Genomic DNA, 15,383 nt, shown 5'->3' on the forward strand with positions numbered 1-15,383 from the left:
GAAGGGTAGATTCTTTTTATAGTACAACTACTATACAACTCAGGTAGTACTTCCATATCAATCGACAAACAGTATATAAAAGACCCCGGATAAGTCACCGAGCTTTCGCTGGGTGTGCTGCGTACCTGTAAGCAACGCCGAACGTAGGAGCTGGCTTGCCAGCGAAGAGGCCCGTGGGATCGCTTTCGCCGGCAAGCCGGCGCCTACAGTCAGTGCCCCCAGGTACACAGCACGCGCCACCCAAGCCTCGGCCAATAGAGCTAATAATCAGCCACCGGGTACCCGAACCATGTCCATCTACGAGCAAGGCCTGGCGCCGACTGCCGTCAACCATATCGCCCTCTCCCCCTTGAGCTTCATCGAGCGTACCGCTGCGGTTTACCCCGATTACCCGGCGGTGATCCACGGTTCGATCCGTCGCACCTGGGCCCAGACCTACAGCCGCTGCCGGCGCCTGGCCTCGGCCCTGGCCGGGCGCGGCATCGGCAAGAACGACACGGTGGCGGTGATGCTGCCCAACATCCCGGCAATGCTCGAAGCACACTTCGGCGTGCCGATGATCGGCGCCGTGCTCAATGCCCTCAATGTGCGCCTGGACGCCGAGGCCATCGCCTTCATGCTGGCCCACGGCGAAGCCAAGGTGCTGATCGCCGACCGCGAGTTCCATGAGGTGATCCACGCCGCCGTGGCCATGCTCGATCACCCGCCCCTGGTGATCGACCTCGACGACCCGGAGTACGGCGAGGGCCAGCCGGTCAGCGAGCTGGACTACGAAGCGTTCCTGGCCGAGGGCGATCCCGAGTTTGCCTGGCAGTGGCCCGATGACGAGTGGCAGGCCATCGCCCTGAACTACACCTCGGGCACCACCGGCAACCCCAAGGGCGTGGTCTACCACCACCGCGGCGCCTACCTCAACGCCCTGGGCAACCAGATGACCTGGGCCATGGGCAACCACCCGGTGTACCTGTGGACCCTGCCGATGTTCCACTGCAACGGCTGGTGCTACCCCTGGACCGTCACCGCCCTGGCCGGGGTGCACGTGTTTTTGCGCCGGGTCGACCCGCAGAAGATCCTCGACCTGATCCGCGAGCATCAGGTCACGCACCTGTGCGGCGCGCCCATCGTGCTCAATGCCCTGGTGAACATGCCCGACACCGCCAAGGCGGCCATCGACCACCCGGTCAACGCCATGGTGGCCGGGGCCGCGCCGCCGGCCAAGGTGATCGGCGCAGTGGAGGAAATGGGCATCAAGGTGACCCACGTCTACGGCCTGACCGAGGTCTATGGCCCGGTGACCCTGTGCGCCTGGCACGCCGCCTGGGATGAACTGCCCCTGGAACAGCGGGCGCAGATCAAGTCGCGCCAGGGCGTGCGCTACCCGACCCTGGAAGGGGTGATGGTGGCCGACCCGAAAACCCTCGAACCCACGCCCCGGGACGGCCAGACCATCGGCGAGATCTTCATGCGCGGCAACACCGTGATGAAGGGCTACCTGAAGAACCCCACGGCCACCGCCGAAGCCTTCGAGGGCGGCTGGTTCCACACCGGCGACCTGGGGGTAACCCACCCGGACGGCTACGTGGAGATCCGCGACCGGCTCAAGGACATCATCATTTCCGGCGGCGAGAACATTTCCACCATCGAACTGGAAGGCGTGCTCTATCGCCACCCGGCAGTGCTGGAAGCGGCGGTGGTGGCCCGGCCCGATGAAAAGTGGGGTGAGACGCCCTGTGCCTTCATCACCCTCAAGGCCGATCATCAGGACGTGCGCGAAGCCGAGATCATCGCCTTCTGTCGCGAGCACCTGGCAGGCTTCAAGGTGCCGCGTACCGTGGTCTTCAGCCCGTTGCCCAAGACCTCCACCGGCAAGATCCAGAAGTTCGTCCTGCGCGACATGGCGAAAAACCTCTAGCCTGAATACACCTACCCAGCCCTTGTAGGAGCTGGCCGGGCGGCGCTTCGCTTGCCAGCGAAGGCGTCGGCCAGGGCGATGCATGGCTTGCGGGCCTCTTCGCCGGCAAGCCGGCTCCTACATGGTGGCGGGGTTTTCGTTGTCGATTCATGCGGCCACGGCCGCTCGGCCCCCACTTTTGCCCGAGGTTCCTGCAATGCCCGAATTCAACGCTCCGCTGCGCGACATGCGCTTTGTCCTGCATGAAGTGTTCAACGCACCCAAGCTCTGGGCGCGCCTGCCGGCCCTGGCCGATACCGTGGACGGCGACACCGCCGACGCCATTCTCGAAGAAGCGGCCAAGGTCACCGGCAACCTGATCGCCCCGCTCAACCGCAGCGGCGACGAGGAAGGCGCCAGCTGGCACGCCGGGCAGGTGCGCACCCCGGCCGGTTTCAAGGAGGCCTACAGCACCTATATCCAGGGCGGCTGGGTCGGCCTGAGCGGCAACCCGGCCTACGGCGGCATGGGCATGCCGAAGATGCTCGCGGTGCAGTTCGAGGAAATGCTCTACGCCGCCAATTCCAGTTTCGCCCTGTACTCGGCCCTGAGTTCCGGGGCCTGCCTGGCCATCGACGCCCACGCCAGCGAAGCGCTGAAACAGCTGTACCTGCCGCCGATGTACGAAGGCCGCTGGGCCGGCTCCATGTGCCTCACCGAGGCCCACGCCGGCACCGACCTGGGGATCATCCGCACCCGCGCCGAGCCCCAGGCCAACGGCAGTTACCGCATCAGCGGCAGCAAGATCTTCATCACCGGCGGCGAGCAGGACCTGACCGAGAACATCATCCACCTGGTGCTGGCCAAGTTGCCGGACGCCCCGGCCGGGCCCAAGGGCATCTCGCTGTTCCTGGTGCCGAAGATCCATGTGGACGCCAACGGCAATCTCGGCGCGGCCAACGCGGTGAGCTGCGGTTCCATCGAGCACAAGATGGGCATCAAGGCCTCGGCCACCTGCGTGCTGAACTTCGACGGCGCCAGCGGCTGGCTGATCGGCGAGGCCAACAAGGGCCTGGCGGCGATGTTCACCATGATGAACTACGAGCGCCTGTCCATCGGCATCCAGGGTATCGGCTGCGCCGAGAACTCCTACCAGAACGCCCGAACCTACGCCCGCGAGCGCATCCAGAGCCGCTCCCCGGCCGGCCCGGTGGCCAAGGACAAGATCGCCGACCCGATCATCGTCCACCCCGATGTGCGGCGCATGCTGCTGACCATGAAGGCCATGACCGAAGGCGGCCGCGCCTTCGCCAGCTACGTCGGCCAGCAGCTGGACCTGGCCAAGTTCGCCGACCAGCCCCATGAGCGGCACAACGCCGAGGCCCTGGTGGCGCTGCTGACCCCGGTGGCCAAGGCGTTCTTCACCGACACCGGCCTGGACAGTTGCGTGCTGGGCCAGCAGATCTTCGGCGGCCACGGCTACATCCGCGAATGGGGCCAGGAGCAACTGGTGCGGGATGTACGCATTGCCCAGATCTACGAAGGCACCAACGGCATCCAGGCCCTGGACCTGTTGGGGCGCAAGGTGGTGGGCAACGGCGGCGTGGCCCTGCGCCTGTTCACCGGCGAGATCCGCGACTACGCCTACCTGCCCGGCGCCGCCTACGCCGCCGAGCTGCTGGATGCGGTGCAGCGCCTGGAAGACCTCAGCGACTGGCTGCGTGAACAGGCGGCGCAGAACCCCCACGCGGTGGGCAGCGCCTGCGTCGAATACCTGCAGCTGTTCGGCTACGTGGCCTACGCCTACCTGTGGGCGCGCATGGCCCAGGTGGCCGAGCACAAGCGTTCCGAGGACGACGGTTTCTACGGTGCCAAGCTGGCCACCGCGCGCTTCTACTTCAGCCGCATGCTGCCGCGCATCCTCAGCCTGGAGCAGAGCATCCGCGCCGGCAGCGCCTCCTTGTTCGGCCTCGACGCCGAGCACTTCTGAGCCCCTGGGCAGGGCGCCCGGCGCCCTGCCCCGTGCCGGTAAAAAAGCCGCGCCCGCAGGTGCAAAACCCCGGGCGGCCCGGCATACTCCGCGCACCCGAGCACCGCCCAAGGAAGAAACGTGTTGGCCCCCGCCCTGATCATCGCCAGCTCAGCCATCGTGCTGCTGCTCGGCACCCTGCACCTGATCTACACCTTCGCCACCGACAAATTCCAGCCCCGTGACCCGGCCCTGGCCGAACGCATGCGCCAGGTGTCGCCGATGATCACCCGCCAGACCAGCCTGTGGCGGGCCTGGGTCGGCTTCAACGCCAGCCACAGCCTGGGCGCCATGCTGTTCGGCCTGGTCTATGGCTACCTCGCCTGGCTGCACCCGGCCCTGCTGCTGGAGGCCCGTGGCTTGCTGCTGATCGGCCTGGGGTTTCTCGCCAGCCTGTGGGTGCTGGCGATTCGTTACTGGTTTCGCATTCCCCTGGCGGGCATCAGCATCGCCCTGGTGCTGTTCGCGCTTGCCTGCGGTTTGCTGTTGGTTTGAACCCAGCCCACCACACACTCTCATCGGCCCTGTTTTTTTCGAGTCTCTGCATGTCGCCCCTGCACACCCTCTGGTCCCGGCTCTACTACCTCCTGTGCTGGATCGCCGTGGCCGCACAATTGGCCACCATGATCCGTTGCAACCTGCACCTGATCGTCCCCCGGGAAGTCGGCGGCACGCTGTTCGGCGGCTCCATGGGTTTCATGCTGTACCTGGGCGGCTGGGCCTTCAGCGTCATCGGCCTGGGCCTGGCCGTGCTGACCCGGGTGCCCGGCGCCCGCCTGGCCTGGATCATCGGTGGGCTGGTGCAGTTGCTGCTGGGCCTGTGGTGGCGGATCAACTACCCGGATGATTTCGACGGCAACCTGATCTTCAGCATCCAGGCCCGGGAGCTGGACTATGTGATGGTCTTCGGTTTCGCCCTGGTCTACAGCGGCATCTACCTGATGCACCAGCAGCGGCTCAAGCCGAGAGCCCCCGCCACCCTCCGTGAGCTGTCGTTGCGGATTGCATGGGCGGTGTTGCTGGGGGGCTTCTTCATCCCCCCCTTGGTCAATGCCAGCAAGGCGCCCCTGCCGTACTGCGCCTTCAACCGGGCCGGCGAACAGTTGAGCCTGTGCCTGGGCCCTGGCACCCGGGTCATTGTCGACTGACCGCCAACCCCGCCTCTTTCTTGCTTCACCAAACCTCGATGAGTGTGCCCATGTCTCGCCTGTTTACCCTGTGGTTGTGGCTCTACCGCCCTCTGTGCTGGATCGTCGTTGCCGCGCCCTTGTCGCTGATGCTGCTGTGCGACGTGCAGATGATGCAGCCGCGGGATGTCAGCAGCACGCTGTTCGGTGGGGCCATGGGCTTTCAGCTGTACCTCTTTGTCTGGGTGCTGTGCCTGATCGGCCTGGCCGTGACCCTGCTGACCCGGATGCCCGGCGCGCGCCTGGCCTGGCTCCTGGCCGGACTGGTGCCGCTGCTGCTGGGCGCCTGGTGGCGGCTCGACTACCCGGATGACCAGGACGGCAGCCTGGCCATCAGCCCCCAGAAGTGGGAGCTGGAGTACATGATGGGCATCACCTGTGTGTTCGTGGTCAGCGGCCTGTACTTCTACTGGCGCCGCCGCCTCGCCCCGCGGCCCGCCGCCGACAACGCCGATGAGCTGTTTCTGCAGACCCTGTGGGCACTGGCCCTGGCAGCAGCCTTCATCCTCCCGCTGCTGAGTTTCATGCAGCCGTAATTGCGCCCCGCTGCGCCCTCGCCCCGTCCGGCCATGCCCCCGGCCAGGCATAAAAAAGCCCCGAACCGGTCGGGGCTTTTTTCCTGCCTGGGCGCTAGCCACCGGTGGCGGCCGGTCGTTGCCTGCGCGCCGGCAGGGCGGCGGCAAAGGCCATGGCCTCTTCCCGGGTGCCGAAGGTAGCAAGCCGGTCACCCGGCGTGCAGACCTTCCAGGGCCCGTGGTTGACGCTCAAGACCTGATAGCCGTTAATCTGCAGTTTGTTCAGCAGCGGCGTGCTCATGGACACCTCCTTTTTCCTCGGCGAGCCTGGGGCTTGGGCGTTTTACCTTACACCCGCCACACCGCCCGGCGACTGCCGCATGTCGGCGCGCCGGGTCACTTCTTCAGGTTGGCCAGGGGATCGTAGGCCCGCGAGCGATTGCGCCGGTGCTCGGGTTCAGGGCGGTCCAGGGGTGCCCTGGCCGGGCCTACCGGGTCTACCTGGGGGTCGGCCAGGTCTGGCGAATCGGGGTCGAAACCCGGGTCATGATGATTCGAGGCATGCTCGGACGAGCGCGGCCCCGTGGGGTTCTTGGCAGTCATGGGCAGCTCCTGTGCCAGCCTGGAAAAGGCCGGATACAGGGGTTGGATCACGATTCGTGGCCAGGGTGCCGGCGAGCGGACCAGCGGCCAGCGGCAAATTGCATTGTGCTGCCGGGCGTCGCAGGATGGCGCCTGGCCCATAACCGCTCAAAAGGACGTGTTCATGACGATTCGTGCCGTGGTTTTCGATTTTGGTGGCGTGCTGTTCGACTGGAGCCCGCACCACCTGTACCGCCAGCTGATCCCCGACGATGAGCGCCGCCAGTGGTTCCTCGACACCATCTGCACCCAGGCCTGGAATACCCGGCAGGACGCCGGCCGCAGCCTGGCCGAGGCGACCCGCAGCCTGGTGGCCGAGCACCCCGACCATGCCCCCTTGATCGAGGCCTATTACGGGCGCTGGCCGGAGATGCTCAAGGGGCCACTGGATCAGGGCGTAGCCCTGCTGGAAGAACTGCACCAGGCGCAGGTGCCCCTGTTCGGGCTGACCAACTGGTCCCGGGAAACCTTTCCCTATGCCTGGGACAATTACCCGTTTCTGCAGCGCTTTCGCGACATCGTCGTGTCGGGGCAAGAGCGCCAGATCAAGCCGGATGCCGAGATCTATCACACGACCCTGGGGCGCATTCGTGCGCATTTGCCGGGGGTGGCTCCCGAGGAACTGGTGTTCATTGACGACCATGCGCCCAATATCGTCGCCGCAACGGCGCTGGGGTGGCATGCGATTCATCATGTGACGGCGGCTGAGACCCGGCGCCGGCTGGAGGAGTTGGGGGTGGTCCGAGCGCACTGACACCCCGTAGGGGCTGGCTTGCCAGCGAAGGCGCCGGCCAGGGCGATGCATGGCTGTCGCGGGCCTCTTCGCCGGCAGCCGGCGCCTACGCTCGCCCCCCTTTCTCACCCCCTCCTATCGCCATCCGCAATCACCTCCCGCCTGCATATCGCCCTTTGGAATGTCTCCAAAATCAACCCTTTACCGACCGTGAATCCACCGGTCGGAAACCCACAAAATCAATGTGCCATTACCCTGCCAATTCCACCCGCGCTGCTTAACTGCAAAAGCTGCCGAGTAGCGCAGCACCCCATCCACACCCACGGAAGGCAAACGCCATGAGCAATGCATCCCAACATGTGATCTCCCCCTTCGGAGTCGCCATCCAGTCGGCCATCAGCGAAGGCAAGCTGCCGGAGATGAAAGCCCTGCTGGCCAAGCGCGATCCGGCCAGGAACGAACCCAAGGATCTGCACAACGCCTACGAACAGCTGGCCAAGGAAGTCGCCCGCCTGGAACGCCGCTGATCGCGGTTCCCCTGTCATTGAATGGAGGCAAAGCAAATGTCCGGCAACTACTCGCAAGCCGAAGGCCTGTTCCCCCTGAGCTACCGCATCGGCACCTCGCAACCCGGCGCACCCACCCTGATCCTCAACCTGCTGGCCTATACCCCGGAACACAGTGTGCGCGGCACTTCCAGCATCACCCAGGCGGTCAACCCGCCCCTGGACCTGCACAGCGATGTCTGGGGCCAGTACACCTACCTCACCGTCATGCCGCCCAGCACCAGCAAGATCCTCATCACGGCCCAGGGCAACCAGGGCGGCCCGGGGTCGAACTCGGTGATCAACTTCAAGCTGCACCTGGTGGTCAGCGACGACTGGAAGGAAGGCGTGGCCAACTATCAGTACTACAACGGCCACAGCTGGGTGACGGTCAACCAGGTGCCCGCCCACCTGCAGGAAACCGTGCAGTCCAGCACCCTGTCGGCCCCTCTGCACCGCGGCCAGCCCAACCATCCGCTGCCGCCGATCTCGGCGCTGTACGGGGCGCCGATCCACGGTGCCATCGCCAGCGGTGACCTGGCGCAGATGAAGAGCCTGCACAAGGTCGCCACCCAGCAACTGGAACAGCTGCCGCTGATCCGCACCGCACTGGTGGCCGCCAAGGCCGAGATCAGCCAGCAGGAGCGGCGCTGAGCCCGGCCGTCCATCGAACCTGATGTCTTCAAGAAGATAAGGAGTTGCAGCATGACAATCGGACTGTTCCATACCCGCCTCATCGTCGCCAACCCCGTGATCGGTGGGCCGGTGCTGACCCTCGACCTGCTGGTCGATACCCCGAAGAAACGCGTCAGCGGCGTTGCCCGCGTGACCCAGAGCACCTCGCCACCGGTGCAGTTCCATGCCGACGTGTGGGGCGACTACTCGCAGGTCAAGCTCGACCCCTCCAGCGAGGGGCACATCATCCTCAGCCTGGCCGGCAACCCCAGCGGCCCCACCAGCCAGATCGCCGAGACCTTCCATCTGCAGGGCATCCTCGGCCTGGACTGGGCCAGCGGTTTCGCCAGCTACAAGTACCAGTTCCAGGGGCACTGGCACGTGGTGCAACACGCCGCCGTGAGCCCGGCCCCGGTGGAGCAGGCGCAGGCAGCGGACTACGCCAGCCAGGCCGGCCCGGCCGCCGAAGTGCGCCACCCGCTGTATGCCGTGGCGCTGCAGCAGGCCCAGGCCAGCGGCGACCTGGCGCGGCTCAAGGCACTGGTGGCCCAGGGCGAGCAGCAACTGGCCAACGCTGACAACCTGACCCAGGCGGTGCAGCAGTTGAAGGCAGAAATCAGCCGCCTGGAACAGCGCTGACCACCAGCACCCGGGGCCGCCCGCCGCGGCCCCGGGGGCTGCCACAAAACGACCGCGCCATTGCGACACAAGGAAGGCGCGCCTATTTCGATGGGTTGGTGCCGCGCACCGCCGGGTGCGCAAGGAACTCTCATGTCAGACCGTCTCCCCGCCCGCTACCTCAGCGAAACCGACCTCAAGCGCTTTGTCCCGGTGCATGTGGTCTGGGAAATCACCCTCGCCTGCGACCTCAAGTGCCTGCATTGCGGCTCCCGCGCCGGGCATCGGCGCCCGGGCGAACTCAATACCCAGGAATGCCTGTCGGTAATCGATTCGATCGCCGCCCTGGGCACCCGGGAAGTCACCCTGATCGGTGGCGAAGCCTATCTGCGCAAGGACTGGACGCGGCTGATCCAGGCCATCCACGACCACGGCATGTACGTGGCGATCCAGACCGGCGGGCGCAACCTGACCCCGGCCAAGATGCAGGCCGCGGTGGATGCCGGGCTCAATGGCGTCGGCGTCTCTCTGGATGGCCTGGCGCCGCTGCATGACGCGGTGCGCAATGTCCCCGGCTCCTTCGACAAGGCCCTGGATACCCTGCGCCGGGCCAAGCAGGCCGGGCTCAAGGTCAGCGTCAACACGCAGATCGGCGCCGCCACCCTGCCCGACCTGCCGGCCCTGATGGAGCTGATCATCGATGCCGGCGCCAGCCACTGGCAGATCCAGCTGACCGTGGCCATGGGCAATGCGGTGGATCACCCCGAGCTGCTGCTGCAGCCCTACCAGTTGCTGGAGGTGATGCCGCTGCTGGCGCGCCTGTACCGCGAAGGCGCCGAGCGCGGGCTGCTGATGAATGTGGGCAACAACATCGGCTACTACGGCCCCTACGAGCACATGTGGCGCGGCTTCGGCGACGACCGCGTGCACTGGAGCGGCTGCGCCGCCGGGCAGACGGTCCTGGCCCTGGAGGCCGACGGCACGGTCAAGGGCTGCCCGTCCCTGGCCACCGTGGGTTTCTCCGGTGGCAACGTGCGCAGCATGAGCCTGCACGACATCTGGCACTACAGCGAAGGCATCCACTTCGGCCGCCTGCGCTCGGTGGACGACCTGTGGGGCTACTGCCGCACCTGTTACTACAACGATGTCTGCCGCGGCGGCTGCACCTGGACCTCGCACTCTCTGCTGGGCAAGCCGGGGAACAATCCCTACTGCCACTACCGGACCCTGGACCTGGCGAAAAAGGGCCTGCGCGAACGCATCGTCAAGCTCGAAGACGCCGGCCCGGCGTCGTTCTCGGTGGGCCGTTTCGACCTGATCACCGAACGCATCGACACCGGCGAGGCGGTATCGAGCGTCAACGACAGCGGCCAGGTGATCAAGCTGGCCTGGGTCAACCAGGGCCAGGCGTCGCCCGAGGAAGGCCGCATCCCGCCGCGCCTGGCCCTGTGTCGCAGTTGCCTGGAGTACATCCACGCCCATGAAAGCACCTGCCCGCACTGCAACGCCGATGTCGCCGCCGCCGAAGCCCGGCACCAGGAAGACCGGCTGCGCCAGCAGGCGCTGATCAACACCCTGCACCAGTTGCTCGGCACGCCCCAGGAGCAGCCGCGCCTGTAACCCCCGCCCGCACCGCCGCCGCGCCCCCAATGGCGCGGCGACGGTTATATCGCCACGGGCGAGCATGGAAAAACCATCTATAAAAAAACCTCCGCGCAGGGCCGATAGCGGCTTTGCTATGGAAGTTCGTCCACAGGCCCGCGTGCCTGCCCGTTACCTGCGACCGGAGCACAGCATGAAAATCAACCCCTACCTGGTGTTCAACGGCACCTGCAAGGCCGCCTTCACCTTCTATGCCCAATGCCTGAACGGCACCCTGGAAATGATGATGACCTTCGGTGAAAGCCCGGCCCGTGATCACATCTCTGCCGACTGTCACGAACGCATCATGCACACCCGCCTGAGCGTCGGCGACCAGGTGCTGATGGGCTCGGACACCACCCCTGAGCTGCCCTACCTGGGCATCCACGGCTGTTCGATCTCGCTGAACATCGACAACGCCGCCGAAGCCGAACGGGTATTCGCCGCCCTGGCCGAACAGGGCAACGTGCAGATGCCCCTGGAAGCCACCTTCTGGGCCGAGCGCTTCGGCATGCTGGTGGACCGCTTTGGTGTGCCATGGATGGTCAATTGCGAGAAGCGCCCGTAACCCGGCCCACCTGCAAGCCCGGCCCCGGTGCTGTGCAACGCAGCGCCGCACCGCTGCGCCCGCCGGGAAAGATTTTGCGCACTTCATCAAACAGCCACCGCAACCCTGTACTAGGATACGAGGCGACCCTTTGTCGCCCAGAGCAAACAGGAGGTAAATCAACCCTGACCCAAACTCGTTGCTATAAGGCAGCCCCCCTCCACACCTTCACATTCATGGATGAAATGATGAACTCACAAATACTGTTTCCACACATTGGTAAGGTCATCGCCAGCACCGGCAGCCGCAACTTTCCGCGCATGCTGCACGACCTGATACTCACCCAGCTGGCTGTGGACGCCACCCATATCACCCAACTGCGGGCCGACCCGGAACAGGCCATCGGCAGAACCGGCAACACCCTGATGCAGACCCGCCACCCGCTGTACAGCGATGCCCATGCCAGCAATGACCCGCTGCTGCTCACCGGCTTTCCCGAACAACCCGGCGAACCGGCCCCGGGCCCGTCGCTGCAACGCCAGCGCGGCCACGCGGACCCGGCACAACTGCACCTGACCGGGCGCAAGGACTCCTACCACTACGTGCTCTCGGTGTACCGCAGCAGCCAGGACCAGAGCTTTTCCCCCCAGGAACGCCTGCTGCTGGAGGACATCTCGCCGTTGCTGCTGCCCATGGTGGAAAAACACATCAGCGCCCTGCAGCCCCGTGGCGATGCCGCCGAGCAGGACAGTGCCGCCATCGAGGGCCTGGCAAGCCTGCGCCTGCGCTTTGCCGCGCGCCTGGAACAGTCCGGGCTGCGCCTGTCCAACCGCGAGCTGGAGGTCTGTGTCGGGCTGCTGGCCGGGCGCACCGCGCCGCAGCTGGCCGAGCAGCTCAAGCTCAAGGTCAATACCGTCGAAAGCTACTTGAAGCGCGCCGCCATCAAGCTCGGCATCAGTGGCCGGCACTCGCTGCTGCGCTGGATGTACTCGCCCGAGGAACAAGCGCCGCACAGCAGCGAAACCCCGACGGCCTGATCCGGCCTTGGCCCTGTAACCCCCGCCGGCCCCAGCGCCGGCGGTTCGGTCTACGGCCTGTCAATCCCGGGCCAGGGCCTCGATGGGATCCAGGCGCGCGGCGTTGCGCGCTGGAACGAAGCCGAAGACGATGCCGATCAGGGTCGAACAGGCGAACGCGGTAATGATCGACCCCATGGAAAACACCATCTCCCACTCCTTGATGAACAGGGTGAACAGGTAGCCGATGGCGAACGACAGGCTGATGCCGATGGCCCCGCCGATCAGGCAGACCATCACCGCCTCCACCAGGAACTGCTGGCGGATATCCGACTGCCGGGCCCCCACCGCCATGCGGATGCCGATCTCCCGGGTCCTCTCGGTGACCGACACCAGCATGATGTTCATCACCCCGATTCCCCCCACCACCAGGGAAATCACCGCGATCAGCGACAGCAGCAGGGCCAGGGAGCGGCTGGTGCGCTGCACCGTCTGCATGATGCTGTCGAGGTTGTTGGTGAAGAAATCCTTGGTGCCGTGGCGCTGCTCCATCAGCTTCTTCACATGCTCCTCCACCACTTTGCTCGGCTGGCCGTCCTTGATCCGCACGCTGATGCTGTCCAGGTGGCGCTGGCCGAGCACCCGCCCGGCGGCGGTCTCGTAGGGCAGCCAGACGTTCAGCAGGTTGCTGGCGGCGAACATGTTCTTGTTCTCCCGGGTCACGCCGATCACCGTGCACGGCAGGTTGCCCACCAGGATCACCTGCCCCAGCGGGTCGACATCCGGCCCGAACAGGCGGTTGCGGGTGTTGTGGTCGATCACCACCACCTGGGCCTGGCGCCGCGCGTCGTTCTCGCTGAAGGAAATGCCGCTGGCCAGCTTGATGTCGCGAACCTGGAAATACAGGTGGCTGACGCCGTTGACCGTGGCGTTGAGGTCGATGTTGCCGTAGCGCAGCAACAGGCTGCGGCCGACCATGGGCGTGGCACTGTCGACGTAGTACAGCTGGTTCAGGGCCGTCACGTCGGCGGGCATCAGGGTCTGGATCGCCGCCGCCCGGCTGTCGCCGAAACTGGCCCCGGGGAAGATGTCGATGGTGTTGCTGCCAATGGCCTGGATGTCCTTGAGCACGTAGCGCTTGGCGCCCTCGCCGATGGCCACGATGGACACCACCGAGGTGATGCCGATGACGATCCCGAGCATGGTCAGCAGGGTGCGCATACGGTGCGAGACCAGCGCCACCCAGGCCATCACGAAGGCCTCCTTGAACAGCCCCAGGCTGGCCACCAGGCGCCGCGCACCGGCGGGCCGCACGCTGACCGGTGGCTCGCTCGGCGCCTCGTCCGCCGGGCGCGGGTTGGCCCGGTCGCTGACGATCTCGCCGTCGCGCACTTCGATGATGCGCTGGGCGTTGGCCGCCACCTTGGGGTCGTGGGTGACGATGATCACCGTGTGCCCCAGGCCGTGCAGTTCCTGGAGGATGTTCATCACCTCCTTGCCGCTGGCGGTGTCCAGGGCACCGGTGGGTTCGTCGGCGAGTATCACTTCGCCGCCGTTCATCAGCGCCCGGGCGATGCTCACTCGCTGCTGCTGGCCGCCGGAGAGCTGGCTGGGCCGGTGGCCCAGGTGCCCGGACAAACCCAGGCGCGCCAGCAGTTCCCGGGCCCGGCCATGGCGCCTGACTTGCGGGGTACCGGCGTAGATCGCCGGCATCTCGACGTTGTGCATGGCGCTCAGGTGCGGCAGCAAGTGGTAGCGCTGGAAGATGAAGCCGAAGTAGTCGCGGCGCAGTTCCGCCAGGGCCTGGTCGTCGAGGTCGCGGGTTTCCCGGCCGTTGACCTTGTAGCTGCCGGCGGTGGCGTAGTCCAGGCAGCCGAGGATGTTCATCAGGGTCGACTTGCCCGACCCCGAGGCCCCGGTGATCGCCACCATTTCCCCGGCCTGGATGCTCAGGTCGATGTGCTTGAGGGCCAGGAACTCCCGATCCCCGGCGGTGAAGCTGCGGCTGATGCCGGTGAGGTGCAGCAGGGGCTCGCTCATGCTCAGGCCCCTGCCGTGCCGGGCAGCGGATCACCAATCACCACCCGGTCACCCTCCGCCAGGCCGTCCTTGATCTGCACCTTGACGTTGTTGTTGATCCCGGTGCTGACGTTGCGCGCCTGGGCATGGCCCTTGGCGTCCAGCACCCGCACCGCGAAGCTGCCGTCGGCATTGCGCGGGCCCAGGGCCGCCACCGGTACCATCAGCACGTCCTTGGCGGTATCCAGCACGATGCGCACCTGGGCAGTCATGGAAATGCGCAGCCGATGGTCCGGGTTGGGCACGTCGAACAGCGCGTTGTAGAACACCGCGGTGTTCTGCTTGGGGGTGCCGGCGGTCTGGGTTTCGAGAAAGTTCTGCGGCGCCGGCTCAGTGCCCCGCAGTTTGGCGTAGTAGCGTTTTTCCGCCTCGCCGAGGATGGTGAAGTACACCTGTTGGCCGGGGGCGATATGGATCACATCGGCCTCCGAAACCTGGGCCTTGACGGTCATGGTGTCCAGGTCCGCCAGTTTGAGCAGCACCGGCGCCAGCTGGTTGGCGATCACCGTCTGGCCTTCCTGGGTCACCACCCCCACCACATCGCCATCGATCGGCGCGACGATGCGGGTGTAGGCCAGGTTGACCTTGGCGGTGTCGATCTGGATGTGCGCGCTCTTGATCTGCGCGTCCAGGGACAGCAGGTTGGCCCGCTGCACCTCGTAGTTGGATTCGGCGGTCTCGTAATCCTGCTGGGAAATCGAGGCGTCGGACTGCAAGTCACGGTAGCGCTCGTAGATGGCCTTGGTTTCCTTGAGCTGGGCCGCAGTGGCGCGGCGCTTGGCCTGCAGGTTCTCCTCGTCCACCTGGGCCTGGCGCAGGGTGTTCTGCAGCACCAGCGGGTCGATTTCCGCCAGCCACTGGCCCTTTTTCACCTTGTCCCCGACCTTGACCTTGAGCGACTTCAACTGCCCGGAGACCTGGGCCCCGACATCCACCTGCTTGATGCCTTCGAGCAGGCCCGAGGCCAGGACCGCGTTCTCGATATCCCCCCGTTCGACCTTGGCGGTCAGGTACTGCGGCGGCTCCGCCGGCGCCTGCACCGTATAGAAAATCAACCCGGCCACAACCACCAGCAACAGCCCCATACCGATTTTGCGAAACTTCGACTTTTCCATAGATGACCACAAGTCCGTTGAGGGCGGGCTGCACCGGCCAGCGGCGAGCCCCCTTACAGAACACCGTGCTGCCGTAGTGAGCGGTGTTCCAGATGAATGAAACCGGGTGTCCAGGCGCCGGCAGGGCCAGCGCCTGTGTTGCCCCGCGCC

At 65.9% G+C, this 15,383-nt stretch carries 16 protein-coding genes; 12 read left to right on the forward strand and 4 right to left on the reverse strand.

The features are described 5' to 3' along the window. Window positions 1-289 precede the first annotated feature (289 nt). From BM382_RS28355 to BM382_RS28375, 5 genes are all read left to right on the forward strand, one after another. A complete protein-coding gene (locus BM382_RS28355; RefSeq protein WP_015634950.1) occupies window positions 290-1,912 on the forward strand; it encodes an acyl-CoA synthetase in 1,623 nt (540 codons plus the stop codon). 196 nt (window positions 1,913-2,108) lie between these two features. Then, window positions 2,109-3,881 (forward strand): acyl-CoA dehydrogenase C-terminal domain-containing protein, encoded by a 1,773-nt coding sequence (locus BM382_RS28360; RefSeq protein WP_011060461.1) that lies wholly within the window; start codon window positions 2,109-2,111, stop codon window positions 3,879-3,881. A 120-nt stretch (window positions 3,882-4,001) separates the two neighbouring features. Then, window positions 4,002-4,415 carry an LIC_13387 family protein gene (locus BM382_RS28365; RefSeq protein WP_019095109.1) on the forward strand — a complete coding sequence of 138 codons (414 nt, stop codon included), beginning with the start codon at window positions 4,002-4,004 and terminating at the stop codon, window positions 4,413-4,415. Between the two features lie 50 nt (window positions 4,416-4,465). Then, entirely contained in the window at window positions 4,466-5,068 is a 603-nt protein-coding gene (locus tag BM382_RS28370) for a hypothetical protein (protein WP_072444789.1), read from the forward strand. Window positions 5,069-5,118: 50 nt separating this feature from the next. After that, window positions 5,119-5,643 (forward strand): hypothetical protein, encoded by a 525-nt coding sequence (locus BM382_RS28375; protein ID WP_019095111.1) that lies wholly within the window; start codon window positions 5,119-5,121, stop codon window positions 5,641-5,643. 94 nt (window positions 5,644-5,737) lie between these two features. Here the strand turns inward: BM382_RS28375 and BM382_RS28380 are convergent, their stop codons facing one another. Both BM382_RS28380 and BM382_RS31965 read right to left on the reverse strand, forming a co-directional pair. Continuing rightward, window positions 5,738-5,923: a DUF2188 domain-containing protein gene (locus tag BM382_RS28380; RefSeq protein WP_011060459.1), complete on the reverse strand. Its 186-nt coding sequence runs from the start codon at window positions 5,921-5,923 to the stop codon at window positions 5,738-5,740. Window positions 5,924-6,018: 95 nt separating this feature from the next. Then, on the reverse strand, window positions 6,019-6,225 hold the full coding sequence (locus BM382_RS31965) for a DUF6021 family protein (RefSeq protein WP_041774576.1): 207 nt from the start codon (window positions 6,223-6,225) through the stop codon (window positions 6,019-6,021). A gap of 163 nt (window positions 6,226-6,388) precedes the next feature. Here BM382_RS31965 and BM382_RS28390 point away from each other — a divergent pair, with 163 nt between their 5' ends. The 7 genes from BM382_RS28390 to BM382_RS28420 all read left to right on the forward strand — a co-directional run bounded on the left by BM382_RS28390 (window position 6,389) and on the right by BM382_RS28420 (window position 12,060). Then, entirely contained in the window at window positions 6,389-7,018 is a 630-nt protein-coding gene (locus tag BM382_RS28390) for an HAD family hydrolase (RefSeq protein WP_011060457.1), read from the forward strand. Between the two features lie 317 nt (window positions 7,019-7,335). After that, window positions 7,336-7,524 carry a DUF1843 domain-containing protein gene (locus tag BM382_RS28395; protein WP_072444791.1) on the forward strand — a complete coding sequence of 63 codons (189 nt, stop codon included), beginning with the start codon at window positions 7,336-7,338 and terminating at the stop codon, window positions 7,522-7,524. Between the two features lie 36 nt (window positions 7,525-7,560). Continuing rightward, on the forward strand, window positions 7,561-8,196 hold the full coding sequence (locus BM382_RS28400; RefSeq protein ID WP_011060455.1) for a DUF1842 domain-containing protein: 636 nt from the start codon (window positions 7,561-7,563) through the stop codon (window positions 8,194-8,196). A gap of 51 nt (window positions 8,197-8,247) precedes the next feature. Then, a complete protein-coding gene (locus BM382_RS28405; RefSeq protein ID WP_072444793.1) occupies window positions 8,248-8,856 on the forward strand; it encodes a DUF1842 domain-containing protein in 609 nt (202 codons plus the stop codon). 132 nt (window positions 8,857-8,988) lie between these two features. After that, entirely contained in the window at window positions 8,989-10,455 is a 1,467-nt protein-coding gene (locus BM382_RS28410; protein ID WP_026020220.1) for a GDL motif peptide-associated radical SAM/SPASM maturase, read from the forward strand. 175 nt (window positions 10,456-10,630) lie between these two features. Beyond that, complete coding sequence (locus BM382_RS28415; protein WP_011060452.1) at window positions 10,631-11,044, forward strand: VOC family protein; 414 nt, start codon at window positions 10,631-10,633, stop codon at window positions 11,042-11,044. Window positions 11,045-11,271: 227 nt separating this feature from the next. Further along, complete coding sequence (locus BM382_RS28420) at window positions 11,272-12,060, forward strand: helix-turn-helix transcriptional regulator (protein WP_072444795.1); 789 nt, start codon at window positions 11,272-11,274, stop codon at window positions 12,058-12,060. Window positions 12,061-12,120: 60 nt separating this feature from the next. Here BM382_RS28420 and BM382_RS28425 read toward each other — a convergent pair whose 3' ends face one another. Together BM382_RS28425 and macA are read right to left on the reverse strand one after the other, a co-directional pair. After that, a complete protein-coding gene (locus BM382_RS28425; RefSeq protein WP_011060450.1) occupies window positions 12,121-14,079 on the reverse strand; it encodes a MacB family efflux pump subunit in 1,959 nt (652 codons plus the stop codon). A 2-nt stretch (window positions 14,080-14,081) separates the two neighbouring features. Beyond that, complete coding sequence (gene macA, locus BM382_RS28430; protein WP_011060449.1) at window positions 14,082-15,233, reverse strand: macrolide transporter subunit MacA; 1,152 nt, start codon at window positions 15,231-15,233, stop codon at window positions 14,082-14,084. Between the last annotated feature and the right edge of the window lie 150 nt (window positions 15,234-15,383).

The sequence above is a fragment of the Pseudomonas sp. NFPP25 genome (assembly GCF_900116505.1).
GTDB lineage: Bacteria > Pseudomonadota > Gammaproteobacteria > Pseudomonadales > Pseudomonadaceae > Aquipseudomonas > Aquipseudomonas protegens.